Raw genomic sequence first — 25,266 nt, forward strand, 5'->3', positions numbered from 1 at the left:
CCCTTTGGGGGTTTAAATGTTGTGTTCGATTGGCTGGCAAAGATAATTCCTATCAACTAGCCAACCCGAGTACCTGCTGGTCATTATCGCTGGCAGGTTTGCCTGCTGGCTCGTCATGGCGATGCTTGGAAACTTCGCTTGAGATCGACATGAATCGCTCGTATTCCTCGATCGGGATCTGCACGGAAATGGTTCCGTTGTTTGCATCAATAATCGCGGACTCGCGCATGAGCTTCGAGATCCCGGTCATGGTCGACGTCATGTTGGTAATCAGCTTTTTACCGATCCGTTTTGTCGGCGCTGAAATATGCCGACTGGTAAGACGTATCTCTGGCTCAGGGATCGGGGCGAGCTGCGTCAGGTCAACTACTTGGACTTGTGGGGTCAGTGGCTCATCGCCGGCGATGACTGCCTTGGCCAACAGTTCAGCCTGCTCACGCTTGCGCGCCTCATAGGCATCGAGAATGATTTGTTCGCTCGAGTCACCATATTTCCGCCATAGATCAAGGGCAAGGAAGGGCTTGATGACGCCTTTTTCAAGCAGAGTCTGGATGGACTCCGGCAGAAGTAGCAGGCGCAGCGTTTCGCGTACATGGGTATCGGTCATGCCAATATGGGACGCGATTTGCTCATCCGGCCAATTGAAGTCGCGTAGGCGTTGATAGCCATGCGCTCGCTGAATAATGCTGAGCTTGAGCTGCTCATTCGAGGTCAGAATTCGCACGCAGGCGAGCTGGTCATTCCCCTTAAGCTCAATGACAGGCAAACGCTTGATGGGGGCGCCACGAGAAGCGGCCAATCGCGCCGCACGCAGCCGGCAATGTCCGTCACGTACATAGCAATGCCCATCGACAACTTGGACTTCGATCGGCTGAAACTGCTCGCTTCGCTCCCAGGCGAGCGCCAACCGTTCGATGTGCTTTACGGTGTCTGGTCGCTCATAGTCACGAAGATTGAAACCCTCCTGTTCCTCAATGAGGTCAAGGGCCAACCAAGTGAGGTTGGTCTCCCCGACATTGCCGGTATTACCTGACGCGACAGCAACCTCGCAGAACGTGCTCAGGTCATTGGCTAGGGCCTGGTGGTGGGCAGTGCCTTCTTGGTTTTCGTCGTACTGATTATGTTCCGTCATCGTCGTTATTCGCTTGTGCAGGTGTGAAGCGGCGGCATGGCGCTGGGAATTTGCCTCCGGCCCGAACACGAGAGCGATGTTCAACGAGTCCCGGTCATGCGTTCAATTGCGGCGGGTAATCATCGAAGTGCTACTTCGGTTCTCGCTGACCACCTTACCGCTGACTGCAGCTACCAAGGGGGGCATCCGACCCACCAATGGTGGCGAATAGGGCCTGTGCCGGACTTGATTTTTGGTACGGTCCCTGAATCTCAACTGATGAGGGGACTATTCATGGGCAGTGCAGAGCCGGCCGCGCAATTTGCAAAACGATTTCGTAAACGGATCTCCCTGAGATCGTTGCTCACAGCTCATGAGGAAGTCTTTGGTAGCAAAGAAAATCACGGGCAGGTGGAAGAAATGAGCAAGGCAGAAACCACAAGCAGCATGAATAATATTGGATTGGACCTGCAGCTGCGAATGAACCGTTTGCATGCCCTTCCCGAAGGTTTGGAGGAGTCATCGCATGGGAGCTTATGGGGAGTTCGGCTCAGATACCTTCTCGTCGTTGAGTTGGTGTTAGGCTCGATGTTCGGTGTGATATTGGGTATGGCCACCTACGACACGCCCGTGTATTGGTGGATAATTCATTTGCTTCTAGGCTAGAAACAGCCCGGTGTGACCGGGCTTATGCTCTGTATTTCTGTCCCGCTTTCTATTTGTAGGAAAGACACTTTCCACGGAGTGTCGCGGGGACGCCTTGTGGGCCTCCCAAGGCAACAATCTCCCACTCGCGCTCTGTCATTTCCATTCCTGCGCCTCGGCACAGTTTTCGATACGCTCTTTCGTATTCCTCTTTACTGGCATTGAGTGCATAGGAGCGGGGGGCGGGTTGTTGATCGGGTGGTGTGAAGGTAAGGGCCTGGTCGATGGCCTTGTTCATCCCGTGATTGAGTGCGGTAACCACTACGCTATTGCCAGTGCCCTGTCCGGAGCGTAACTGCGCGTAATTACCCTGAGTGGTCATTACCTCATCCTCGCTACCCATCACGTGTTCGTACGCGGGTTTTCGAAGCGCCGCACCGCCGCGGCCATCATGACCCCAGCTGCTGTAAAACTCGTGCGCAACTCTTACCGGCACGTACGCCGTGGCGTCCTCAGTGATCTGGTCATAGGGATGTTTGTGGGTGCTTGTGCAGGCCGTAAGAAATACAGCCGCCGCGATAGTGATTGCCTTTGTCCGGACCATTTTGCCCTCCCATAGTGTGTGAGGGGGATCATATGGCTGTGCAAACTGCTGGTGTGGTGAGTCCGACCCGCGAAGTGGTATGGATTCAGGCACCGCTTTTCCGACATCTAGACAGAATGCGTGCATCAGGAGGACTGCATGCAATTACTAAAATTATTAAAGGGGCTCGTTACGCGTCCCTCAATAGATGCTGGGCGTGAAGGCAAGCGCAGTCTTACTATTAACCAGATTCAAGAGCTGGAGCTTGAAGACCCCGAGCTGCAGAAGTATTTGATGCGGGGCGACGAGGCCTCGCTCAAGTACCCACCTTTTCTGGTCGGCCTGCCTGCAAGGGTTCCGGGCAAGTTTCTTCTGAATGCCCACGCGGGAAAAGTGCGCGCTATAGCCAGCGGTATTGGACTCCCTCCCAGGGAGTTCAATCGTTTGATTCTGCCGGTTCTCGACTCCTTCGCCAGCTTTGCCCACATGCTGCCGGCATCACAGGCCCACCATCACCGCGGTGCCGGTGGGCTGCTGGCGCACTCCCTTGAAGTGGCGGTGCACGCGCTGAATGCGTGCCAGGTGACGAGTTTTGACCACGATCGGTATCCGGCCGAACGAATCAAAAGACGAGATCGATGGAACGCGGCGGCGGTGCTCGCTGCACTTATGCATGACGTGGGCAAGCCGCTTTACGACCTGAGAGTGACCGATGCGTCAGCTGAAAAGATCTGGCAGCCGGTCGCCAACTCGATTCCAGAATGGGCGCAAGAGAATGGCGTCGAGCGCTACTTCTTCCACTGGAACCCAAATCGGCACGATGTCCATAAGCATCTGTCGACCACGATGATAGATCGCCTTCTGTCAAAAGAGTTGCGGTTGTGGCTCATGGAGGCGGGGCAGGATCTCTATTTTGCGATGGTCAATGCGATCGCCTGTGATGACGAGAAGAGCATTCTAACGGGGCTGGTCATCAAGGCGGATTCGACCTCTGTAGAGGCGGATCTCAGGAAATGGGGCGGCGACGCATCTGGTAAATCAGCGCTGGGAATCGGCGTGCCCGTTTCCTCGCTCGTGGTCGATACGATGCGGCATCTGAAAAGCATCGGTGTCTGGAAGGTTAATGAAGTTGGGCACCGGGTTTGGGTTATCGGTGACGGGGTCTACGTTGCCTGGGTGCAGGGCGTTAAGGACATCACAGAAGAGTTGAATGAGAAGGGCGTCAAGGCGGTACCGCGTAGTGCGGATGCACTGGGAGAGGTGCTGCTAGATCACCATATCCTTGAAAGGTCCCCAGATGGATCGATCTACTGGTCTGTTTTTCCAGATCTGCTCAGTGATGGACGTCCCAAGCCGATTAAGTTGAAGTGCGTCAGGTTGGCGGCGTCCAACCTGCTATTTCCCTTCGAGCCAGTACCACAATCCATTGCGGGTGTGGTGGGTGAAGGCGAGCACGAAACCAGATTTGAGGCCAACTCCAACACCGGAGCTGTTGCGTTGCCAGGAGGGGGCGTTGCGTCGCAAGCCAATGATCCACTGGCGGCTTTCCCTGCTCCTGGTGCAAACAATCCGGCGTCCATGGAGCCGATGTTTTCCCTAGGGGGCGCTACTGTTGATGCCTTTGCTCCAAAACCTGCGGCGGAAATTTTCAGCACGCCGACTCTGACGGTGCCCGACTTCTCTGCTGCACCTGGTGGGGCAGACCCCTTTGGCAATCCTGCTCCGAAGCAGGCTGTACCGAGTATTTCCACGGCAGTTGCTCCGCAATTGGCCAGCCCACCGCCGAGCACGTCTAACGCTCCATCTACACCGCAGTCATCACAACGGACAAAAGGGGCAAAGGCCACTCTGGAGAGGGTGGCCCCGGGTTCGGCGTCCGCCCCTCAAATCAAGATTGTTGGGGCCCCGTCTCAAGCAGCGACAACAGAGCAAGGTATTGTCGTAAGTGGACAGCAGCAGGCAGTTGTTGAAGGGATCAAAATTGGTGGTAGGGATGCACCCTCAGCTAAGACGGCAGCTGCTGGAAAACAGAGCAAGGGAGGAAGCACTCTCGCAGGTGGCGCGAAAGACGGCCGGCTACCCAAAGCTGGCGAGCCCGAATTCTCACTACCGGAGCTTGCTGATGATGCGCGACTGTTCCCGGGGCCCTCTGCAGATGAGTTTCCGTCGCCAAAAGTTCATGCGACCATCTCGCCAGCAGTACCCGCGGCAGGGGGGAATCAAGTTGGAAACGGCGGGGATGATTTAACGCAACGTAATGCTGAGTACGCCTATAACTATGCGGACATTGACGATGATGTGCTCGAGCTCGCAGGGATGGCGATCCCTGATCGATCTTTGAGGCCTGCAGATGCCGAGCAGGACAAAAGACCCAAACTGGCTGTGCAACTTGGTTCTGTCGACAGTGACGAAAATGGTCAAGCTGAACAGTATCGCCCTCGAGTATTCCCGCGACCGGCGGTGGTCACGGCCCCAATAAAGCCAGGTGGGCATGGGGGCGAGGTCAAAATGGTCATTCCCCCTGAGCTTGCGGGGATGGACGAGTTTGGATTCGGAGATCTACCTACCGAAATATCTCTTGAGTTCCTTGGTGATCTGCCTACGGGTTCCCCGATTTCAGTAAGCCTTCCTAAAGGCATGGAGCGCGTGCTTCATTCTCCGAATTTCGATATAGCGGACCCGGAACCGGCCCTGGTGGCTGATGAGCAAGAATTGCATTCGATGGTATCGGAAACACTATCGCCTCATCTGGAAGGCCGGGATTTGCTGGCAGACTTTGACCTCCCGGTAATGAGTTCGAGTGTGATGCTGCCGAGTGTGGACTTAGAACTCGACCTTGAACCGGACGTCGACTTCTTCCCGCCGGCGCAGACAATGCCTGATTGGATCGAGGAATCTTTTCAGGATTTACACCCCGAGGCTCAGGTGAGGCTTGATCCGCCCGTGACAGCACCAGCTCCTGCTCCTGCACCTGCACCTGCACCTGCACCTGCATCAACCAGACAGGTTACACCGAAGATCAGAGCTGAAAGGACGGTTCCCCAGGGTGTTGCACCGGGTATCAGTGTTTCAAAAAGTGCTGGTGAGCCATACCCGGAAATTAAGGTAGGGCAGCCAAGAAAGCCTCGAGAGCCATTGCCAAGTACCCCTGTCGAATGCCTCCCTCTGCCGGAAGAATCTTCTGCGATCACAGAGAGTTTCAACGGGTATGTGTGTTCGCCGAAGGAGTCAGCCGAGTATGAAGAGTTTCTTGCGCTGACCCCGGACCTGTCGAAGTCTTTGAGGTGGTACGCATCCAATATCGACAAGACTGTCTCCATGGTGAGTTACAAGCCAAATTTCGAGTTCGCAGGCGGGGGGTTTGTTATCGACGATCTGCCGAAGCTTCAGAAGGCAATGTGGCTTTGGGACGATTTCACCGGAACCATGACACGCAAAGCGCCCAAGAGCGTCATGCTGAACTGTTACCTGGGAGCCATATTTGAATACCTCACAAAGGGGAAGTACCGCCACTCGTTAGCAGTTGCAAAGGATCAAGTTGAAGCGGAAAACTTTCGGCGTATCGCTACGGCTGCACTGGCGCTCTGCAAGGAATCGGAGCTGAACGGAAAACGAGTTGTGAGCATTCAGCCCAGAAAGCTGAGTGATATTTCCAACGCCCTTCAAGTTGACGAACCGACTCTGAAGAGGGCGCTAATTGCTACTCATCAATACCTCTTAGTCAGGAACAATCACGTCATAGAAATTGTGGACTAATAGCGATGAGTGAGTGGGCGTATGAGATGCCATGGAGGCCCAACTTTGAGGCCTTCGAGGCTAGTGGCTGGGTGCTTGGCATGGCGGCTACAAGTGCTGTGCACTTACTCACCGACTTGCCCCCGCAACCATTCTATTTGTCATTGATTGTGATGGGGGGCTTCGCGCTGCGTCGCATCCCCGCTGCCGTGCATCTCTATCGGGTGAAGCAGGGCTTGAAGGCAAAGCCGGCAGTGCTGATGGGGCAGGACGAACTGATTGAGCAGATGCTCAAGAACAGGGGGAATTTGTTCCTGGGTACAGGATTCAAATGGACGCAGAGCGAGGGGCAGCAGGTATTCGAGCTGCTAAAGCGCGACATCACCAAGCTGATGCCGAAGATCCCCGATGGGTTCATGGGTTCTCCGTGGATTCATGGCATCTCAATGCAGCCCGATCGGCCAATCGAGATGAAGGAGGACCTGACCTCGCTCCATACCCTGATCGTGGGCACGACGGGCTCGGGTAAGACCCGGGAATTTGACATTTTGATCAGCCAGGCCGTCCTCCGCGGAGAGGCTGTAATCATAATCGACCCCAAGGGCGATAAGGAGCTTGCCGAAAATGCCAAGCGTGCTTGTGAGCTTTCTGGGCGCCCTGAACGGTTCAAATATTTCCATCCGGCCTTCCCTGAAAAGAGCGTCCGAATTTCGCCAACCAAAAATTTTGGTCGTGCAACCGAAGTGGCCTCGCGAATCGCGGCGCTGATGAAATCCGAGGGCGGCGATCCGTTCCAGGCCTTCGCGCAGATGGCTTTGAACAACGTAATTCAGGCGTTGCTGTTGTGTGGCATGTTGCCGACCCTCGTCGAGTTGCGGCGTACGCTCGAGGGAGGCTTGGCGCCTTTGGTAATCCGTTCGATCAAAGCATACGGAGAAAAAGTTCATCCGCACTTTGAAGCGCTAGCACGTGCTGCCTTGAGCAAAGCCCAAACAGATGAAATGAAAGCGAAGGCCCTTCTGGGCCTCTATAGAACAGAAATCGTGCCGCTGGCGCCAAGCTCGGATCTGGAAGGCCTGCTCTCGATGTTCGAGCATGACAAGGCTCACTTCGGCAAAATGATTGCATCGCTGCTACCAGTTCTGAACATGCTTACAGCTGGGCACATGGGGCCAATCCTATCGCCGAATATGGATGATCCTGATGATGAGCGTGAAATCACCGACTCTGGCAAGGTTATCCAGGGGGCCGAAGTTCTCTACATGGGGCTGGATTCTCTCTCCGATAGCATGGTTGGATCGTCTATAGGCTCAATCTTCCTGGCCGATCTGGCGGCTGTGGCGGGCCAGCGATATAACTTCGAAGATCCGGAGGAGCTTAAGCGCCGGCCGGTAAACATTTTTGTTGATGAAGCTGCTGAAACAGTAAATGACCAACTTGTTCAACTACTAAACAAAGGTCGTGGTGCTGGCATGCGCTTGTATGTGGCTACACAAACTATTGCCGACTTTGAGGCGCGGATGGGGTCTCCAGCGAAGGCTCGACAAGTCTTGGGTAACACTAACCATGTTATTGCTCTGCGTATCACCGATCAGGAAACCCAGAAGTATATTGCGGAGATGATTCCTCCGACTTACTACAAGTACGTCATGCGGACCCAGGGGAATTCCACCAAAGATGATCCGCATATGCATTCGCTTAACGTGGGTGAGCGTCTTATGGATGAAGAGGGTGAACTATTCCCTGCGCAATTGTTAGGGCAGTTGCCTAATTTGGAGTTCCTGGCGATTCTGGCAGGCGGTAGAGTTGAGAAAGGCAAAATTCCAGTTCTGACTCGTCCTAAAAATTATGAAAAAGCAGTTGAGCGTGCAAAACTGCTAGTTAAAGAGGCTGCATAATCGTGCGATCCCGTTTTGAAGCTGTTACGCGTATGTTGCCAAAAGCTGACAAGGCCAGAATGGTTCTGAACATCCTTGAAGCTGATTGGCCGACCGCAGTGGAGATTGTTCCTGCTGCTCTTGAGTTGGTTGGCCTAGAGTCGACTACTCCTCAGTGCGTGGAACTACTGAAAAATTGCTTGTCATCATATCAGTCCTATTTGGGGAGGAGCGATCGCGCGAGGTTAGTCTCCTTTCTTGATCCGTTTCTTACTGGCGTTACGGCACTGTTACTTCAAGACCCAACGCCTGAAGATTCGGTGCTAGAGATCCAGGGCTTGTTAGATGGTGTGATAAAAAATCATGGCAGTGCGGGGGCGCGTAACAAAATCGAAGAGATCCTAATGCCAGAAGGTTCTTCTATCGGACGCGTCTGGCGGGATATCAAGGAAAACTGAAATGGCCGACGTCGAAGAAAAGATGCCCCAGGGGCTATGGGCGACTTTGGTGTTTATCTGTATCGAAATACTTCTGATCGTGTGCATTGTTCCCAATGAATTTATCGATATGGCAATTCTCAAGGAGCAAGATTGGGGTGAGGTGCTGATGGGAAAAAATCAGCATGATGGCCTCATTAATAAAACGAATCAGCTTTATAGCAAAATTAATCTGGAAACAGGTCTCAATCAAACGGTTCAAAGCTTCTTTGTCCCAACAGCGGAAGAGCGTGAAAAGTCTAAGGCATGGGAAGGCCTCGGCAGGGTGTGGTTTTCATTCATAGGAAATCGCGGCGAAGCATTGACCAAAGTCATGTATCACATTTACTACCGTTTTTTACTACTGTTAATGTGGCTGCCCTATATGGCCGTAATTTTAGTGCCATCAGTGCTGGGCGGCTATATGAGCTGGAACATCAAAAGATACACTTTTCGCCATTCATCGCCATTCCTCAATACGTACAGCTCAAAAATCATCGCCTTCATCATTGCGAGCCTCTGCGTTAGCTTCATCGCGCCGGTTCCAATCCCGCCGATGATCATTCCGGTGGTGATCATCACGCTGTTGCCCATCGCCTGCAGCTTGTTGATCGGAAACCTGCCAAAGCGTCTTTGATGCGCCTTCAGGAGGAATGCTCTTTTTTTGGAGCTTCCTCTTTTGACCCTTTCAGCGGGGCGGATTCGCTCCAAAACACTCGACCTAGACCTCACCATGTGCTCAATGGTTGAGGTGTCTCATGAAAAAAGAATTTGTTGTTCCTGTCGCGATTTCGACTCTGTCCCTTTTGGTAGCCGTGGGCTCATATTTCCTGATTGACCATAAGGTTAATCAGGCAGTGAACCTGACAAATCAAGTCAATGAGCAGTTTTCCAAGGTTAAGCCTTGGGCATTCAAGCGGGACGCCCTTGATTCAGTGATTGACGAGAACAGGATCACGGCGGCGATTCGAGGAAAAGATTCTTCTGCGCCAAATAAGCCTCGTGTGCGTGAGCCACAACCGGCTCAGATCGATCGACGCTACGGCGATCCAAAGGCTCAATTTACGCTTATTGAGTACTCGGATTTTGAGTGCACTTTCTGCAAGCAGTTTTTTGCGGTGCCCAAAGCGCTCGCCGACGGATCCAGAGGGAATATATCCGTCATTTTCAAACACGTTCCAATCCATGGCGATGCGTCACGGCGAGAAGCGTATGCAGCAGAGTGCGCAGCTGCGCAGGGTGGTAACGACGCATTCTACCGGATGGCCGGGGCCATATTTAGTTCAACGCCTGGTAATGGAACCGGTACTGAAAAGCCACTCAGTGTTATCGCAGAAAGTATTGGCCTTGATGGTGTTGAGCTTTCAAAGTGCATGGATAACGAAGACTTCTACGCCAAAATCAAATCGGATTTTCAGGAGGCGATTGATCTTGGGATTAACCAAACCCCGACTACGATCGTGCGCCACAACGTTACAGGTCAGCAGGTCAGGTTGGACGGCGCAGTTACACCTGAAGCCATCATGAAAAGTTTGTCTAAGATCGTTCAAAGTCCTGGAGCAATGAACTAATGCAGCCTGTTCGCATTCCTCAATATGTTGATGATCCACCCCATCTCCTCTTTTGGCAGGCTGACGAAGTTGCGCCAATTGGCATTGGTCTTGTTTTTGGTATGTTCACTGGCTACGCGGCCATTTGTACTATCGGCGGTTTCTTGCTGACTCGATGGTACAGAAAATACCGTGATGATCATCCTGATGGATTTATGGTGCATATGATTTATTGGTTTACCGGGTTGACTGGGGCAAAGTCCAGAACGATTCCGAATCCATTTATCCGTGAATTCCATTGAGGCAAATATGTTATTCAAAAACTTCAGGCAGTCGTACCGGGGAACGGTTTCGGAGAACAAATTTCTTCGAGGTATGGTGATCGCGCTGATCGCAATTGACTTGTTTGCGATCATTGGCTGGCTTAATAAAAGCACTGTAATCGATATGCAGCCCCCGACCCTGACCGAGCGTGCTTGGGTCGACGAATCATCTGCATCTGATGAGTTTGTGGAAGGTTGGGCGCTTTATATCGCTGACCGTCTCGGCAACGTGACACCTTCGTCGTCAAAAGTGATACGCAAGTCGATTGAACCGTTGCTCGATACTGATATATATCAGGATGTAGTGAATAAAATCGAGGCGCAGGTACTTCAGATTCGCCAGGACAGGGTGACCCTTAAATTTAACGCAAAAGACGTTTTGCGTGATCGGTCGAATACAAGAAAGTTTTATGTAACCGGCCGATCCTACATGACGGGGCCCAATGGAAAGCCTGAGCCAAAAAACGTCACCTATGAACTTGACTTGCGAATCAAAAACTACAAGCCAGTACTGACCTTTGTCGATACATATGAAGGTCCACCACGAACTGAAGATGTTATTCGCCGCCAAGAGAAAACCACCCAAGCTCGTAAGCGTATGGACCAAATTAATAATGAAAAGTAAACAGGTGAAACTAGCGTTGATTCTCACTGCGTTTGCGGCTGTTCAAGCGGTTCATGCGCGAGAGTTGAATATTCCAAAAATGCCCACCGCCTCGACAGAGACTCTGGTGGTCGATGGGACGCCGAAATCGGTTAACCCCTCCGATTACGGGCTTGAAGCGGGCGAGGCGGATGCACACGCTGCTCTGGAACAAGAGGCCGCGAAAAAGGCTTCTGAGCCAGCCGCGAAGCCAGCTGCACCAGCGGTCGCTAAAAGTGCGCCTACCCCGGCAGTGAAGAACGACACTGACATGATGAAGGTGTCTGGTGGCGGTCGGCAGGGTGACCTTCAGGCGGTACCTGCGTCCGTGGCCAAAACCACCGCAGGTGGTGAGGAGTCGGTTGCGATGGTGTCGTCCCTGGAAGATGTCGTTGTCCAGCCCGGCGTGAACACCATCGTTCCTGTAGCTATTGGTCACCTAAACCGAATCGTTACGCCATTCGAAAAGCCGATCGTCCAAACCGTCTCAACGAGCTCTGTCGAAGTCAAGGGCAATGTCGTTTACGTTTCGACGCAGGATCAAGCGCCGATCGCCATGTACATCACGCCGAAGGACGACGAGTCGGTAGCGATCAGTCTGACGCTGGCGCCGCGGAAGGTGCCGCCTATTCAGGCCAACTTGATCCTTGGACAGGCGCCAGGGTCTGGTGGTCGCGCTACTCCTGGTGGCATGGGCGCCTTCCGTTACTCGGGCCAGGCTAAAAAGTGGGAGGAGGGGCAACCCTATATGGAATCGATCAAAGGGATCATGCGATCACTGGCTTTGGGCGGCATTCCAAAGGGATTCTCCATGGGTAAATTGAGTCGCACCGATACGCTCCCCGCCTGTTACCAGGAGGGCATCGCATTCGACTTTTCGCGCTCCCAAATTGTTCTGGGTCATAACTTCAAAGCCCTCGTGGGAGTAGCCCGTAACACTTCGGCTGTCCCGGTTATGTTCGACGAAACCTCCTGTACGCATCCGTCATTGGCCGCGGCTGCCGCATGGCCTCGGAATATGCTCGAGCCAGGTCAGGCGACGGAAATCTACATCGTGACTCGAGTTGGTGACGCGCCTGCAGAAGAGTCTTCCAGGCCGAGCCTGCTGAACTAAAGGGGGGGTTATGATCAAGTCAATGTGGTCGGGTCTGAGCCCGAGTAAAAAGAAAGTTGTGGCGATTATTGGTGCCGTCGGGGTGGTTCTTCTGGCCGTCTTCGCGATGAGTTCGATTGGGGGGAATGACCAGCGTAAGCAGGGTGGCAAGCAAACAATTGGCCGTGTTCTGTATGACGGTGATCCTCGTTCCGTGGGCATCGATTCCATCAACTCTAAACAGCGCGACCAAGAGAAAACCATCACTGAAGTTCAGCGCAACCTCAAAACCCTGTTGGAACAGAGCAACAACCAAAAGGTAATTACGGACAGCCTGAAAACCGTCCAGCAAAGTGTTGATGATCTTAAGGGGCAGGTCTCTCTCGCTAAGGAGCAGGCCGACAAGGTTGCGGCTGAAAATCTTAAGCTCGCGGAGGAAGTGCGCACCAATCAGGCGAAGGCCCCACCTCCTGAAAGGGAAGTCGAGCTCAAGGAAAAGGAGGAACGAATCCAGCGTGAAAAGGCTTCCCAAGACCGTTTCAACGCCGTAGGAAACGATCCAAATAAAAACCAATCGGCCTTCTTTGCAAATGCGCCGGCCCCGGCCCAGGACCCAGTCAAGCCAGGTCAGGCCCCTAAGAAGGACGAAAAGCTGACGATCAGATCTATTGGCAATGAACAGCCTGATGAGGCGGACGGCAAGGACGAAAAAGAGCAAGAGGTCTTCTTGCCGGCCGGCTCCATTATGTCGGGTGCCTTGATTACAGGCCTTGATGCGCCGACCGGTACTAAGGCACGCCAGGATCCTTTCCCGGTTCTTCTGCGGATCAAGAAAGAGGCCGTCCTTCCTAACCGATTCCGAGCTGACGTTCGTGAGTGCTTCTTGATTGCAAGCGCCTTCGGCGACATGTCCTCAGAGCGAGCTTATATGCGTGCTGAAACCATCTCATGTGTTCGTGATGATGGCGGTGTTATCGAGACCGGTATGGATGCCTATGCGGCGGGAGAAGACGGTAAGGCAGGTGTTCGTGGCCGCCTGATCTCGAAGCAGGGCGCGATCCTCGCCCGCTCCCTTGCAGCTGGATTCATGCAAGGCGTCAGTGAGGCGTTCAGTGTTCGCCAAGTGCCGAGTATTAACGTGACGGGTACAGGGAGCAGTGGCAGCAATAAAGGCGTTGTTGATCCGGTGTACCAACAGGCATTCAACTCGCAGGCCCTGCAGGGCGCTGCCATCGGTGGTGTGGGCTCGGCGTTGGAGCGCATTGCTGACTTCTACCTGGAAATGGCTGAAAACCTTTATCCGGTTATCGAGGTAGATGCTGCCCGTGAAGTCGACTTCATCGTCAAGAAGGGTGTCCAGCTGAAACTCATGTCGAAGGCGCCACGTCGCTGACCCAAAACAGGGGCGGATTCGCTCCTGCACCTAACAACATATTTGGATACTTCAATCATGAATTTGATTTCAGCGGTGAATGCTTTCCGATTTTTGGCCCTGGCAACAGTGGCCGCGGCCATGACCGGCTGCTCGTTTTTGCAAGTTGGTGAGTCTGAGTACTCCTGTAAGGGCATGCCAGACGGTGTGACCTGTATGTCCGCTCGCGATGTTTATCAGCTGACTGAAAACGAGAATTTTCGCCAAGTAGTGGAGCAGAACCAGTCGGCCAAGGACCAGGCGATAAAAGAGGGCAAGTCGATTGAGGAGGTTCTCCCCGCGGTGCAGCCCCATATCGCAGCTGGCGAGCGCTATGTCGTTCCGAAGCCAGCCCGTAACCCGATTCCGATTCGTTCGCAGGCCACTGTCATGCGCGTCTGGGTGGCTCCGTGGGAGTCCGATTCGGGCGACCTGAACGTGCCTGGATTCATCTACACGGAAATTGAACCGCGCCGTTGGGAAATTGGTACGCCGGCGCCTAAACCGACACCTTCCATTCGGCCACTGGAGTCGAGGAAGAACACCTCTTCACCTGCAACTTAAACATTCCCCAACCAGCATGACCTAGGAGATACACCATGCAAATGAGCATGACCCCAAGCCAAATCCGGCGCACGAAGGACGTAATGAAGTTCGGTGTGGCACTGATGCTCACCGTCGCAGCAAGCAACGCACTCGCCGGCACCGGTGGTGACAGTTTCGACTCAATCTGGGTAACCCTGACGGACTGGATGCAGGGAACCTTGGGGCGGGTCGTGGCAGGCTCAATGGTCCTGGTCGGGATCGTATCCGGCATCGTACGTCAGTCGATCATGTCGTTTGCTACCGGCGTTGGCGGCGGCGTTGGCCTGTACAACACGCCGACCATCATCGAGTCGATCATGACCGCCACCCTCCCGGTTGCGCACTCTCTCAACTAAGCAACGAGTACTAACAAAGCCGGCCGTTGCCGGCTTTTGGGTTTTCAAACCAGGATCGGGAAGATAATTGTGAACTGGATTAAATCGACAGGCCTTCTTGCGGTGACGTTGATGTCGGCTGTCTTTTCGACTCAGCTCCTAGCTGCGACGCAATGCGTTGAGAGTGGAGAGGCGCTGTCATTGAATCCAGTTGTAGCAGTCGTGGGCGAGACACTCAGTGTTACTTATGCCTTGAACCGCGTCGGATGTTCGTCTACAGGTTCCTACAGTCTTCCGATCAATGTTGGCTCGCCAAAGGGCGCGAACATTGGCAAGTGCGAAGGGGTAAGAACTAAGGAGACGTTCAGCTGTACGGGTGCTGCCGCATTGCCGCAAGGATTCACCGGACCTTTGGTTATCAGCGTCGGTAAAGCACTCGCGGAAACGATTGTTGAAGCGAAGAAAACCCAACCACATGCCGATGACATGGAGGTGCTCAATAACGAGGACGAAACACTGGTTATCCCTCTCACCCTCACAGGTGCGGGAGTCCAGGCTGAGTCCTTCGAACTCCTGGATATGCCTTCGAAGGACATCGGACAGTTCCTGTTGAACGGGTCCGCGGTCACCTTCAAGCCATTTCCGCAATGGTCTGGCGTTACGTCATTCACCTATCGAGGCAAGGACACCACCGGTAACTTTTCCAATGCGGCGACGGTTCGCGTAGTTACCAGCCTGGTAAATGATGCGCCGATGATCATTCCCCACCCTGCAATCGGGGTCGAGGACAAGCCCCTTGTATACGTGCCTGTTGTTCAAGATCCAGACTCGGTCGACATTTACCGGTTGGTGGTGGAGGCGCAGGGAACTCACGTTACCGCTTTGGTTGAGCCGGACCTTCACTCTCTCAGAATTGTTCCCGAAAAAGACTGGAACGGTTCCGATACCATCAAAATCAGTGCGGTAGACAGTGCAAACGCTAAGAGTGAGGTGATGACCATTAGCGTCATCATCCAGCCTGAAAATGACGCGCCTGTTCTCACTCCGATATCCATCGTGGCCAACGAGGACAGCGAGGGCAGGGCCAAAATCGTCTATGCGGATCCTGACGGAAAGGACCCATATCGATTTCTAATTGATAAACAACCGCCGCTTAGTGCTGGCGGTTGTGGTATTGACGGGGATGAAGTTGTCTTCACACCGGCGAAGAACTGGAACGGGACAACGGAGTGTTCTGTCGTGGTGGTCGATGCTGACAGTGGCGCTTCGCTTCCAGCCACGGTGTCAATCACTGTAGTGGCGGTACCAGACAAGCCAGTGGTGGAAACCAGGACTCTGACCTTGAATCAGGGCGACTCTTCGACCTTCAGCCTTGTGGTGACTGACCCCGATGCCGGCGACAGTTACTCGCTCAGTAGTTCGTCAATTCAAGATGCGGTTTTTGGATCGTTTAGTTTTTCTGGGACAACCTTGTCGGTTGCTCTTAACCCAGAATTCGTTGGGACAAGATCCATTTCGTACACGGCAAAAGACTCGTTCGGGTTGGTGTCTGCACCTGGTGAACTGACGATCAAGGTGCTGCCAGTTGCCAAGAAGCCTGTCGTCGCTCCCGCTCAGGCCTATACCGCTACCGGTACACCTGTGGTGTTAGATCTCATGGCCACCGATCCAAACCATGACACGCCACTTGCCTTTGCCATTTCTCAGACTGTCCCGGTCGCATCTGGGACGTTGAGCATAAGCGGTAATCGATTGACCTACACGCCTGCGGCGGGATTCGTCGGTACCGCGACCGCTTACGTAGTTGCTACTGACCCAGGTGGCTTGGTGTCGGCGCCTCAAGCAATATCTTTTATTGTCCAGGCTGACCAGAGCTTTGCCTTCGACCCCGATAGCCCTGACAGCCATACGATCATCATTGTTCAGCAGCCTGATCCGGCGGCCGGCGTGCTAACAGTCAATGGCTTGTCGTTAACCTTTGCACCTGTGCAGGGTTATCTTGGAACGGCTACGTTCACCTACAAGGTGCGGGACTTGGCGGGTCTTGAGTCGGATATCAAGCAAGGCACAATCGATGTAGTCAAAACCAATTACGCTCCTACGTCTGCGAGCGTGGCCATCAGCGTTAACGAGGGTGAGGCGTCGAGCCCCGCGCTGCCGACTGTAGTTGATGAGAACCTGTACGACGCTGGGATGCATACTTTTACCATCCCTATCCAGAGCATGACTGGGGTCGCGGAGGTGGTGAACAACCGCATCATCTACCATGCCCCGTATGGCGCCAGCGGTGTGAAAACCTTCAAGTTCATCGCTCGAGATGTTGCCGGCGCTGAAGTCGTTGGGCTGGCGACTGTGAATGTGGTGCCCAAGAATTTCCCACCAACCTCGGTCGATTTGACTCTTGATACCCTAGAGTCCACGCCGGTAAGTGGCGTTCCCGTCGTCGTCGATCCAAATCCAACTGACACGTTCACCTACACGGTCGACTCGAGTCCTATTGCTGGTACTGCTGCGGTAGTAAGTGGCAAGGTTGTCTATACGCCGGCTCCGAATTGGGTTGGCTCTGATCGCTTCGCCATTTCAGCGTACGACGTCGCTGGCGCCAGAGTGAGTGGGCTGGCTTACGTGACTGTACGTCGGACTAACGTCGCGCCCGAGTCGCTGACCGGCAGCATAACGGTTCGAGAGAACACCACGAGTGCACCGTACTACCCAGTCATCATTGATAAAAACCTGTATGACATGGGTAAGCATCAGTTGGTGGTCAAAGCGCAACCTTCAAATGGCACGGTTTCGACTGAAAATAACCGACTGATCTACACACCGAAAAAAGACTTCATCGGTGATGACATCGTTACGGTCGAGGCAACCGACCTGGGCGGGCTCTCCGTACAAGGGGTGGTGGCTCTTCGTGTCACCAAGAACAATCTTCAGCCTGAGACAGCAGCGCTCAATATCCAGACGTACGAGAACACGCCGTCAGCTGAAGTAAGCCCGACGGTGGTCGACCCAAATGCGTGGGATCAATTTACTTACGAAGTGATAGCTCAGCCGGAGCACGGTTCCGTGGTGGCCGGGGCGAATGGGTACGTGTACACCCCGCAAGCAAAATACACTGGCAATGACAAGTTTGCCTTCCGAGTCGTTGACGTGGGCGGAAGATACGTCGAGAGCGTGGCCAAGGTAGCAGTTCTGCGGAAAAACACTCCGCCATCTGGTGTGACACCGGACACCGTGTATTTCTTCGAGGGCATCGGGGGCAAGCAACGTCTGGCTGCCATCGACGATAACCTCTGGGGATCGCATACCATCGAAGTGCAGTCACAACCAGGGCACGGTTTCGCCTGGTTCAATAACGATATGTTGAATTTCAAGACCGATGGGCGAACTGAAACAACCATGACCGTCAAAGTGACGGATCAGGACGGTCTGTCGGTGATCGTGCCTGTGCGGTTGGTGCCCAAGAGTATCGACAGCGTAATCGATCAATTACCGGTTCAAGAGCTCACGAGTAGCAAAGTGGCCACGCCAGCCATCACCAAAGAGTTTCTGCGCGTGGATGGCCGACCAGGCTTGCTGCTGACCGATAAGGACGCTATAGCGGCGCTGGGCAGCGACATTGTCGCGGTGGTTGAGAAGTCCTCAACTGTTGGCTTGCGTATCGGTAGGAGGCCTTTGGCGCCGAGTCAAGGCACCCGGTTGTCAGTGGAGTATTTCACTGCGGACGCGCTTGGATCTGCATTGGCTGGTATCCAACCGAGTGCCAGTGGTCATGGCCGGGTACTGCTTGTAAGAGGGGACCTGACGGGCACTGCCTACGCAATACCCTTTGAGGTGTGGAAGCTTGAAGGTGCGGTGAAGACAACCGCCGATTCAGCTCCTCTGGGTCTACAAACATTACGCGCGCAGTTCGAACCGTCTAACACCGTGTGCTTGAACACAGTTCGCCAGGCTTCTGCGGTGAACGGTAACCCTTATGACAATCCTGTTTGCCTTTTGGAGTTCACACAGAAACTGCCAGAGTTCAAGGATTTGTCCAGTGACTCGACTTTGGCGATGATTGGGACCGCTACTGATGTCGGTACGTACCCGATCGAGGTGACTTCCTACATCGTCGGCGCCGATGGCGAAAAAAGTCTGTTGGCGACTTACACCAAGTCTGCCGAATTTGTTTCCCCAGTTGGCGCTGTGAAAGTCGGACCTAAGTATCCATTCACGACGGCGTATTACAAAGTCGAGGATTTGGATGTTGAGTACGTCCAGCAGGTAGGGCCTCCATGCGATCTAACGATTATCGAGCGCCGGGCGATTTCAGCAGCTGCGTCGTTTTCTACAAAACCCCTGTGCCTGCTTGAATGGACTGAAATCCCTGTGGGGATGGTAGTTCGTCCAAACTGGGAGCGACCATACCTCCAGGGAACGGCAACTATGCTCGGCCTCAACACGTCGAGCTGGAGGCTGTCCGTGTTCACGCCATCCGGTAAAAAAATCGATCTTGGTCCCGACACTTTTACCTTTACCGCGATTGAACCGAGCCAGGCGACGGTTACCTATGAGTCCAGTACGAAAGTCAGCGACACACTCCTGACCTCGCCGCTTGAGGGCGCGTACATCGGTGACGCCGTGATCCAGTCGGTAAGTGCAAGGCTGATGCTCAAGCACAACCTAAACCTGGGCGTGGAACAAACCGAAGATGCAGCTCCAGCCTATGGCGCGACGAGCAAAATCTATCGGCGGATTTACACGGCGCCGTTTGATGCGTTGTGGCAAATGAGGAAGCTCCACGTAGACGCTGCGTACAAGGTTCTGCCGGATATCGCGACTCACACAGAAGCCGATGTCCTGGCCGTTCCTGACGAGAGTGTTGTGCCAATCATCGACAACCAGAACGGAAAGATTCTTTCAACGGAAAGCCTTGAAGTAGGGGTGACCATAGGGGATGCGTTCGACACTAAAAAAACCTACTCGGCGGACAGGATGGGAGAATGGGAGATTCGCCTCATTCTTAAGCCATCGTGGAACACGGTGACGGAGCTGGCGCCATGGCAAAAGACTGACGGTGCCGGCCATACTGCTTTTGCGATACCTGTTGAAGAGTTGGCCGGTAAAAATCTGCGCATTTACGCCGAAGCACGAGTCATATCTCCTGTGCCAGAGTACAAGGTCACTCGCACATCGCCTCGACCTCTAAGCCTCGCAATCCTGAATGGTGCAGCACTCGATGGGTCGATCAGGTCACTTCGTTTGACGGGTGAAGCCCCGCTGCGCGTGACGCTGTTTGCTGATGTGACCAATCGAGCGTGGACCAAGGACCTTGGGGCGGTTCGCTGGGAGCTGTCGACTGAGGGCGGCCCGTGGGTCGAACTGCCAAACAAGAGTCGGACGCCGCAAAGGATCGCCATGACCTTGCTGAAGGGCAATTACAAGGTCCGCGCAGAGCTCACGAATAAAAACTCTGGGGCTAAGTCGATGACCGATGAGATCGAAATCATTGTGTACAACGTCCCGAAAGGAGTGTTGAAGGGGCCAGGGAATACCTTCCTGGATGCATCTGCCCGGTTCAGAGTTCTGCAGTTGAATGCCCAACCAATTGACCTCTCAAATATCGAGGTTGAATGGAGCTTGGATCGCGGTAAGACGTGGGCGCTTGGGACCGATACGAACATCCAAACACGCAGTACAGAGCAGCGAGTGAGCGTCTATGCGCGCATGCGTTACAAGGACGCACCAGCTGACGATGTTCACGTATGGAAGGTCCTCCGATCTGGTGTCGCTTTCCGGAAAATCAGACCACCACGGGTGCAACTGATTGGTCCGCGCCGGCCTGAGGTCGGGAAGGAGGCTACCTGGGTAGCAAATATGCTGATGCCATACCCAAACATGGACCTGACCATGGGCGGGGAATTCATCATGCCTGACGGTACAACGATCGTGCCTGGCCAAGAGGCCAAATACACGCCGGTGGATGCCGACATTACTGATGCAAAGACCTACCTCAGCTACAGGGCTTGGATTGACGGCTATCGCGATCGTGGAGGAGAGGGCATCACGCAGCAGCGCATCACTTTCTGGATCTATGACTGGCCTGAATGGGCTATCCAGCCAACCTTCAGCGCAGAATACGCCCCGGCGGAGCTCTCACTGCGCGTACGGAACATTGGTGAGTTCAAAGCGGTTGAGGGCGTGTACTACGACTGGGAAATGCCGACGATGCCTGGGTACGAAGTCGTGAAAGACGACACCATGGTTCTCAGGATGCTCAATATCCTCGAGCCCGCCGTGTACCCCTTCAAGGTCCATGTCTACGATGCACGAGGCAACTACAGCTTGGTTGAGCGCCAGATGACCTTCAAGGAACCACCCCCTTGGACCATCAATCTGCTGTGGAATGGTGACAACAATGCTTCCCGGGCGCCTTTGGGCATCATGATTCGACCTCAGATTTCTGGTGGCCACCCTAAAGATCGGATCACCAGCCTGAAGTACAAGTTGAACGGCGAAGAGATCGATACGGGAGGCTCTCGCTATGCCAGGGCCACCTTGCCGGCTGAGGGGCAGTATCAGGTAGACCTCGAAATTGAAACCCAGATGAACAAGGGCTCAGATGGGAAGGTTGAGATCGATGTGAAGAAGAACCAGCCACCCACTTGTGAACTGCAGGTGAAGGAGGGCGGATCCGCGTGGTCTGCACTTGCCAAATGCACGGATCCAGATGGGCGAATCGCGAGGCATAACTGGTACGTGAACGACAAGGTACAAGGACTGGGAGGGTCGGCAATCACGATCTCGAAGCGAACCTACCCAGACGCACCGAAAATCGTCCTGTTCGCTACTGACGATTCAGGGGAGGACTCAGCGCCAGTTACCTGGTGATGCAAAAAGGAGGGCGCCATTGGGCGCCCTTCATTTTTGACCCTGCTACAGGGTCAGATTCGAACCTAACGGGGAGGCAAGTTCTCTAGCCTGATGACATCGAAATCGAGGTGTCCTCATGCTCAGAAGAATCTTTTTCCCCCTCCTGCTGGCCACGTCTGCATGCGCTTTGGCTGCCGAGCCGGTTGACGGCCAGCACAATCAAACCGCACCGATGCCAATCAACGGAATGATCGCGGCGGTAAAGAACGGGAAAATGGCCTTCGTTAGCGATAACGGGCGATTCGTGTTCCGCGGATCCATGTATGACACGTGGGCGCAGAAGGAAATAACAACCCTCGAAGAGGCCGAGCAAGCCTCCAAGTACATTGACCTCCAGAAAATCAAATTCAATATTGAAGATCTGGTTCCCTTTACTGTCGGATCCGGCTCCAAAACTGTCGTCGTCTTTACAGACCCACTTTGCCCTTCTTGCGCCAACCTTATTTCCGATCTGAAAAAAGTCGATGGTTACAGTTTCAAGATTGTTGAAGTTCCGGCACTAGGTGACGAAAGCGCAAAGATCGTTCGAAGTCTGCTCTGCGCAAAAGACAAAGCCGCCGCATTCGATATTGCAACAGGCAAGGATAAGCCAAAGGTAATCGATCAGCGCGGAAACGACTGTGACACCTCGCCAATCGGCAAGCGGATTATTTCGGCTCAGATGTTCGGTGTGAAAGGCGTTCCATTCATGATCAGGAATGATGGACTGATCAAGCATGGTTATGAGAAAGGAACCCTCTCAAACTGGCTGATGGGAGCAAATTAAGTGACTGCTTATGCCAAGGCAAACTACCCATTAGCCGACCTTCTGAGTGTGATCGCCTATGACGACGACAAAAAATATTTCGTCATGGATGATAACTCGGTTGGATTTTCGTTCTTGTGCCGGCCTTTGCCTGGCAGTGACGGGAAGGAAGGTGATCAGCTCAAGTCTGTGATGAAGCAGGCCTGGCCCGCGGGCACGACAATCAACTTCAATTTGTTTCCGTCACAAAATATCAACTCCCAAGTAAATAGCATGCTCAGGATGCGGCTGGGGTGTGAGGACAACATCGCACACCAGGCAATTAAAAGCCGGGCAAGCTACCTGGTAAATGGCACCTTAAAACCTATCGATGATTACTCCGGGATCAAGGTTCGTGAAATTCACGTACTGATCACCGTAGTCATGCCGATAGATGACGTGCTGCCGTCCGAAAAGGAAATTCAGACCCTGTCGGAGTTGCGGGCACAGTTTGACTCCACCTTTAAAAGCATCGGTTTTGCTCCGCAAGCACTGACCAATCACCTCTACCTGGAGATCATGTCTTCGATCCTGAACCAAGGCCAACAAGCTTCTTGGCGGGATCGCATGCATGCCGAAGCGGAAGATGACAAACCGTTAAAATGCCAAATCCTCGACTACGACCGAACCGTCGAGGTTTTCAGCGATCACCTTAAAATCGGTGACACGCTAGTAAAAACGCTGAGCGTCAAAAAATTTCCTCGGCAGACGCTTCAGGGGGCTGCTGCGTGGTACCTCGGCGATTTGCTGACTGGTGCTAACGGCATCCGCGAAAACTGCTTGATCAGCTTTACGGTGTATTTTCCTGAACAGCAAGCAGCGAAAGACAAGCTCAGTACCAAGCGTCAATGGGCAAACAACCAGGCATACGGACCGCTTCTGAAGTTTGTGCCAAAGCTTGGGGCAAAGAAACAAGGCATGGATGACCTCTTCAAAGAGATTGAAGAGGGTGAGGCAGTGGTCCGGTGCAACATGACGGTGGTCATTTTTTCCAGTGACCGGGACCGTCTGGTGCGTGCGACGTCGGAAGCGCGAAACTATCTGGGTATTCGACAATTCACCCTTCTGGAGGACAAATACTTCGTTCTTCCGTTGTTCTTGAATGCTCTTCCCTTTGGTGCCGACCGCAAAGCTATCGACGAAAGTTACCGCTATAAGACGATGGCCATCACCCATGCGTTGCCGTTGCTTCCAATCTATGGGGATTGGAAGGGTACTGGTTCACCGATCATGCAGTTTGTTTCTCGGAATGGGCAGTTGATGTCCTATTGCCTGTTTGACTCAGAAACAAACTATAACGCCACGGTCGCAGCCCAATCCGGGAGTGGTAAGTCGTTCCTAACAAACTATCTCATCACCGCCTATCAATCAGCAGGTGCCCAAGTTTGGGTTATTGACGTTGGTAGGTCGTATGAAAAGCTTTCCAAGGCGTTTGGTGGGGACTTTATCGAGTTTACGCCCGAATCGCACATCTGCCTGAACCCGTTCGAGTTGGTGCAAGTTTACCAGGATGAAGAAGACGTTCTGATTGGCTTGCTCTGCGCAATGGCGGCGCCGACACAACCGCTGATCGATTTGCAAATCGCCGGTCTTCGTCAGCATTGCGCAATGGTCTGGGACGCCAAAGGGCGTCAAATGATTGTCGATGACGTCGAGCAATCACTTCTGGCGGACAAGGACTCCCGGATCCAGGATATCGGCAAGCAACTGTTCCCGTTTACCTCGAAGGGTATGTACGGCAAGTACTTTAACGGCCGAAACAACGTCGATTTCAAGAACCCATTTACGGTTCTTGAATTGGAGGAATTGAAGGGGCGGAAGCATCTTCAACAAGTGGTCCTCCTGCAGCTGATCTACCAAATCCAGCAGGCTATGTTCCTGGGCGATCGGGACAGAAAGAAAATCGTTGTAATCGACGAAGCTTGGTCGTTGCTCACTGAGGGCGACGTGGCCAAGTTTATTGAGCACGGCTATCGGCGTTTCCGTAAGTACAACGGCGCAGCCATCACTATCACGCAGTCCGTAAATGACCTGTATGCAAGCCCTACGGGCCGTGCCATTGCAGAAAACTCGGCGAATAGTTTCCTGCTTGGGCAAAAGCCTGACGCGATCAACATGATCAAGCGGGAAGGGCGTTTGGCGCTCAGTGAGGGTGGCTTCAGCATCCTCAAATCGGTTCATACCATTCGGGGCCAGTATTCAGAGATCTTCTTTCAGACCGAGCAAGGCACCGGGGTTGGGCGTCTCACCGTAGATAACTTTTCGAAGTTGCTTTATTCGACAACACCAAAAGATGTCAGCGACATCAATATTTACATCGGCCAAGGGCTGAATACAGCTGAGGCGATTAATGCCGTTATGCGAGATCGTGGGGTGGCAGCATGAAAGATATTCTTTTAAACGCATTTGTTTCTTTGGTTGTGGCAGTTGCAGTGGTTTTTGGTCATGACTTCATAAAAGTTCAGGATTCCGGTACGCCAATTGCGGTGGTTAATTATGATGTTGTAGCCGGCCGCGCTACTCTCGATTCGCCCGAGAAGGCGGAAGCTGGTTATGAACAGCTGCGGGCTTCGGCAAATAAGCTTGCGGCGGCGGGGTTCGTAGTGATTGATTCGCGTGCGTTGACCGCATACCCGCCGGATCTAGAGGTGCCTTCTCCTGTTCAGGAAGAAGAAAAAACCTCGAGGGCGAAGGATGAATAAGCACGCGCGTTTTATGATTCGTGCTTTGCCACTAACAGCATTAATGGTTGCGGCAAGCCTGTATGTGACCACGCGCTATGGAGTAGGTATTGATCCGCAAAAAAATACTTGTCTAGATTGGCGTGTGTTTATCATTGATAAGCACAATACGTCTGTCGAGCGCGACGGTATTTATGCGTTCAAATCAACACAGATGGAGCCATACTTTCGCAACGGTACTGTCATCATAAAGTACGCCCGTGGCGTTACGGGCGATCGCGTCACGGTGAATACTGACCAGATCTCTATCAATGGAACGGTTCGCGGGCAGGGGCTTTTGTTGGCCGATAAATTGGACATGCCAACAACCCGGTATGTGCGAGACGAGATTGTACCGCTCGACAAATTCTGGTTTATGGGAACCTCCTCAGACAGTTTTGATTCCAGGTATTGGGGGTATGTCGGTCAGAGCGAAGTTATTGGTAAGGCGTACCCGATATGGTAGGTCGGACTGCTGCC

19 protein-coding genes are annotated in these 25,266 nt (G+C 53.4%); 17 read left to right on the forward strand and 2 right to left on the reverse strand.

Annotated features, from left to right (window positions below; all coding sequences use genetic code 11):
* Positions 1-52: 52 nt before the first annotated feature.
* Positions 53-1,216, reverse strand: a complete 1,164-nt coding sequence (locus AC1Q6D_RS24910; RefSeq protein WP_256590173.1) for a ParB/RepB/Spo0J family partition protein — start codon at positions 1,214-1,216, stop codon at positions 53-55.
* Between the two features lie 12 nt (positions 1,217-1,228).
* Here AC1Q6D_RS24910 and AC1Q6D_RS24915 point away from each other — a divergent pair, with 12 nt between their 5' ends.
* Entirely contained in the window at positions 1,229-1,777 is a 549-nt protein-coding gene (locus AC1Q6D_RS24915; protein ID WP_146041462.1) for a hypothetical protein, read from the forward strand.
* Between the two features lie 49 nt (positions 1,778-1,826).
* Here the strand turns inward: AC1Q6D_RS24915 and AC1Q6D_RS24920 are convergent, their stop codons facing one another.
* Positions 1,827-2,360 carry a hypothetical protein gene (locus AC1Q6D_RS24920; protein ID WP_103403693.1) on the reverse strand — a complete coding sequence of 178 codons (534 nt, stop codon included), beginning with the start codon at positions 2,358-2,360 and terminating at the stop codon, positions 1,827-1,829.
* Between the two features lie 138 nt (positions 2,361-2,498).
* On the opposite strand from AC1Q6D_RS24920, the gene mobH reads away from it, so the two are divergent.
* The 16 genes from mobH (at position 2,499) to AC1Q6D_RS25000 (ending at position 25,252) form a co-directional block, all read left to right on the forward strand.
* Positions 2,499-6,095 carry a MobH family relaxase gene (mobH, locus tag AC1Q6D_RS24925; protein WP_103403692.1) on the forward strand — a complete coding sequence of 1,199 codons (3,597 nt, stop codon included), beginning with the start codon at positions 2,499-2,501 and terminating at the stop codon, positions 6,093-6,095.
* A gap of 5 nt (positions 6,096-6,100) precedes the next feature.
* Complete coding sequence (gene traD / locus AC1Q6D_RS24930) at positions 6,101-7,972, forward strand: conjugative transfer system coupling protein TraD (protein WP_103403691.1); 1,872 nt, start codon at positions 6,101-6,103, stop codon at positions 7,970-7,972.
* Between the two features lie 32 nt (positions 7,973-8,004).
* Complete coding sequence (locus AC1Q6D_RS24935) at positions 8,005-8,409, forward strand: hypothetical protein (protein ID WP_103403690.1); 405 nt, start codon at positions 8,005-8,007, stop codon at positions 8,407-8,409.
* Between the two features lies 1 nt (position 8,410).
* Entirely contained in the window at positions 8,411-9,064 is a 654-nt protein-coding gene (locus AC1Q6D_RS24940; RefSeq protein WP_050682339.1) for an IncC plasmid conjugative DNA transfer DtrJ family protein, read from the forward strand.
* Between the two features lie 121 nt (positions 9,065-9,185).
* Positions 9,186-9,998, forward strand: a complete 813-nt coding sequence (locus AC1Q6D_RS24945; protein WP_050682338.1) for a DsbA family protein — start codon at positions 9,186-9,188, stop codon at positions 9,996-9,998.
* Positions 9,998-10,279, forward strand: coding sequence for a type IV conjugative transfer system protein TraL (traL, locus tag AC1Q6D_RS24950; RefSeq protein ID WP_050682337.1), 282 nt, complete (start codon positions 9,998-10,000; stop codon positions 10,277-10,279). The genes AC1Q6D_RS24945 and traL overlap by 1 nt, the downstream gene beginning before the upstream one ends.
* A gap of 7 nt (positions 10,280-10,286) precedes the next feature.
* Positions 10,287-10,925 (forward strand): TraE/TraK family type IV conjugative transfer system protein, encoded by a 639-nt coding sequence (locus AC1Q6D_RS24955; protein WP_050682336.1) that lies wholly within the window; start codon positions 10,287-10,289, stop codon positions 10,923-10,925.
* Entirely contained in the window at positions 10,915-12,057 is a 1,143-nt protein-coding gene (locus tag AC1Q6D_RS24960; protein ID WP_050682335.1) for a TraK domain-containing protein, read from the forward strand. Before AC1Q6D_RS24955 ends, AC1Q6D_RS24960 begins: the two co-directional genes overlap by 11 nt.
* Positions 12,058-12,067: 10 nt before the next feature.
* On the forward strand, positions 12,068-13,429 hold the full coding sequence (locus tag AC1Q6D_RS24965) for a TraB/VirB10 family protein (RefSeq protein WP_178083118.1): 1,362 nt from the start codon (positions 12,068-12,070) through the stop codon (positions 13,427-13,429).
* A 57-nt stretch (positions 13,430-13,486) separates the two neighbouring features.
* Positions 13,487-14,011 (forward strand): type IV conjugative transfer system lipoprotein TraV, encoded by a 525-nt coding sequence (gene traV, locus AC1Q6D_RS24970; protein WP_103403689.1) that lies wholly within the window; start codon positions 13,487-13,489, stop codon positions 14,009-14,011.
* A 35-nt stretch (positions 14,012-14,046) separates the two neighbouring features.
* On the forward strand, positions 14,047-14,388 hold the full coding sequence (gene traA / locus AC1Q6D_RS24975) for a TraA family conjugative transfer protein (RefSeq protein ID WP_492618485.1): 342 nt from the start codon (positions 14,047-14,049) through the stop codon (positions 14,386-14,388).
* Between the two features lie 69 nt (positions 14,389-14,457).
* Positions 14,458-21,240, forward strand: a complete 6,783-nt coding sequence (locus tag AC1Q6D_RS24980; protein WP_256590172.1) for an Ig-like domain-containing protein — start codon at positions 14,458-14,460, stop codon at positions 21,238-21,240.
* A gap of 118 nt (positions 21,241-21,358) precedes the next feature.
* Entirely contained in the window at positions 21,359-22,048 is a 690-nt protein-coding gene (locus AC1Q6D_RS24985) for a DsbC family protein (RefSeq protein WP_178083117.1), read from the forward strand.
* Entirely contained in the window at positions 22,049-24,451 is a 2,403-nt protein-coding gene (gene traC, locus AC1Q6D_RS24990) for a type IV secretion system protein TraC (RefSeq protein ID WP_050682333.1), read from the forward strand.
* Complete coding sequence (locus tag AC1Q6D_RS24995; RefSeq protein ID WP_050682332.1) at positions 24,448-24,768, forward strand: hypothetical protein; 321 nt, start codon at positions 24,448-24,450, stop codon at positions 24,766-24,768. The genes traC and AC1Q6D_RS24995 overlap by 4 nt, the downstream gene beginning before the upstream one ends.
* Positions 24,761-25,252, forward strand: a complete 492-nt coding sequence (locus tag AC1Q6D_RS25000; protein ID WP_103403688.1) for a S26 family signal peptidase — start codon at positions 24,761-24,763, stop codon at positions 25,250-25,252. The genes AC1Q6D_RS24995 and AC1Q6D_RS25000 overlap by 8 nt, the downstream gene beginning before the upstream one ends.
* Positions 25,253-25,266: the final 14 nt, after the last annotated feature.

The organism is Pseudomonas sp. MT92, assembly GCF_058792515.1.

Excerpts from the sequence above, each read along its gene's own strand:
- AC1Q6D_RS24985 (WP_178083117.1), top strand. The coding sequence starts at position 21,359 with ATGCTCAGAAGAATCTTTTTCCCCCTCCTGCTGGCCACGTCTGCATGC.
- traL (WP_050682337.1), top strand. The coding sequence starts at position 9,998 with ATGCAGCCTGTTCGCATTCCTCAATATGTTGATGATCCACCCCATCTC.
- AC1Q6D_RS24940 (WP_050682339.1), top strand. The coding sequence starts at position 8,411 with ATGGCCGACGTCGAAGAAAAGATGCCCCAGGGGCTATGGGCGACTTTG.
- AC1Q6D_RS24965 (WP_178083118.1), top strand. The coding sequence starts at position 12,068 with ATGATCAAGTCAATGTGGTCGGGTCTGAGCCCGAGTAAAAAGAAAGTT.
- AC1Q6D_RS24920 (WP_103403693.1), bottom strand. The coding sequence starts at position 2,360 with ATGGTCCGGACAAAGGCAATCACTATCGCGGCGGCTGTATTTCTTACG.
- AC1Q6D_RS24955 (WP_050682336.1), top strand. The coding sequence starts at position 10,287 with ATGTTATTCAAAAACTTCAGGCAGTCGTACCGGGGAACGGTTTCGGAG.
- AC1Q6D_RS24995 (WP_050682332.1), top strand. The coding sequence starts at position 24,448 with ATGAAAGATATTCTTTTAAACGCATTTGTTTCTTTGGTTGTGGCAGTT.
- AC1Q6D_RS24945 (WP_050682338.1), top strand. The coding sequence starts at position 9,186 with ATGAAAAAAGAATTTGTTGTTCCTGTCGCGATTTCGACTCTGTCCCTT.
- traV (WP_103403689.1), top strand. The coding sequence starts at position 13,487 with ATGAATTTGATTTCAGCGGTGAATGCTTTCCGATTTTTGGCCCTGGCA.
- AC1Q6D_RS24935 (WP_103403690.1), top strand. The coding sequence starts at position 8,005 with ATGTTGCCAAAAGCTGACAAGGCCAGAATGGTTCTGAACATCCTTGAA.
- traD (WP_103403691.1), top strand. The coding sequence starts at position 6,101 with ATGAGTGAGTGGGCGTATGAGATGCCATGGAGGCCCAACTTTGAGGCC.
- traA (WP_492618485.1), top strand. The coding sequence starts at position 14,047 with ATGCAAATGAGCATGACCCCAAGCCAAATCCGGCGCACGAAGGACGTA.
- AC1Q6D_RS24960 (WP_050682335.1), top strand. The coding sequence starts at position 10,915 with ATGAAAAGTAAACAGGTGAAACTAGCGTTGATTCTCACTGCGTTTGCG.
- mobH (WP_103403692.1), top strand. The coding sequence starts at position 2,499 with ATGCAATTACTAAAATTATTAAAGGGGCTCGTTACGCGTCCCTCAATA.
- AC1Q6D_RS25000 (WP_103403688.1), top strand. The coding sequence starts at position 24,761 with ATGAATAAGCACGCGCGTTTTATGATTCGTGCTTTGCCACTAACAGCA.
- AC1Q6D_RS24915 (WP_146041462.1), top strand. The coding sequence starts at position 1,229 with ATGCGTTCAATTGCGGCGGGTAATCATCGAAGTGCTACTTCGGTTCTC.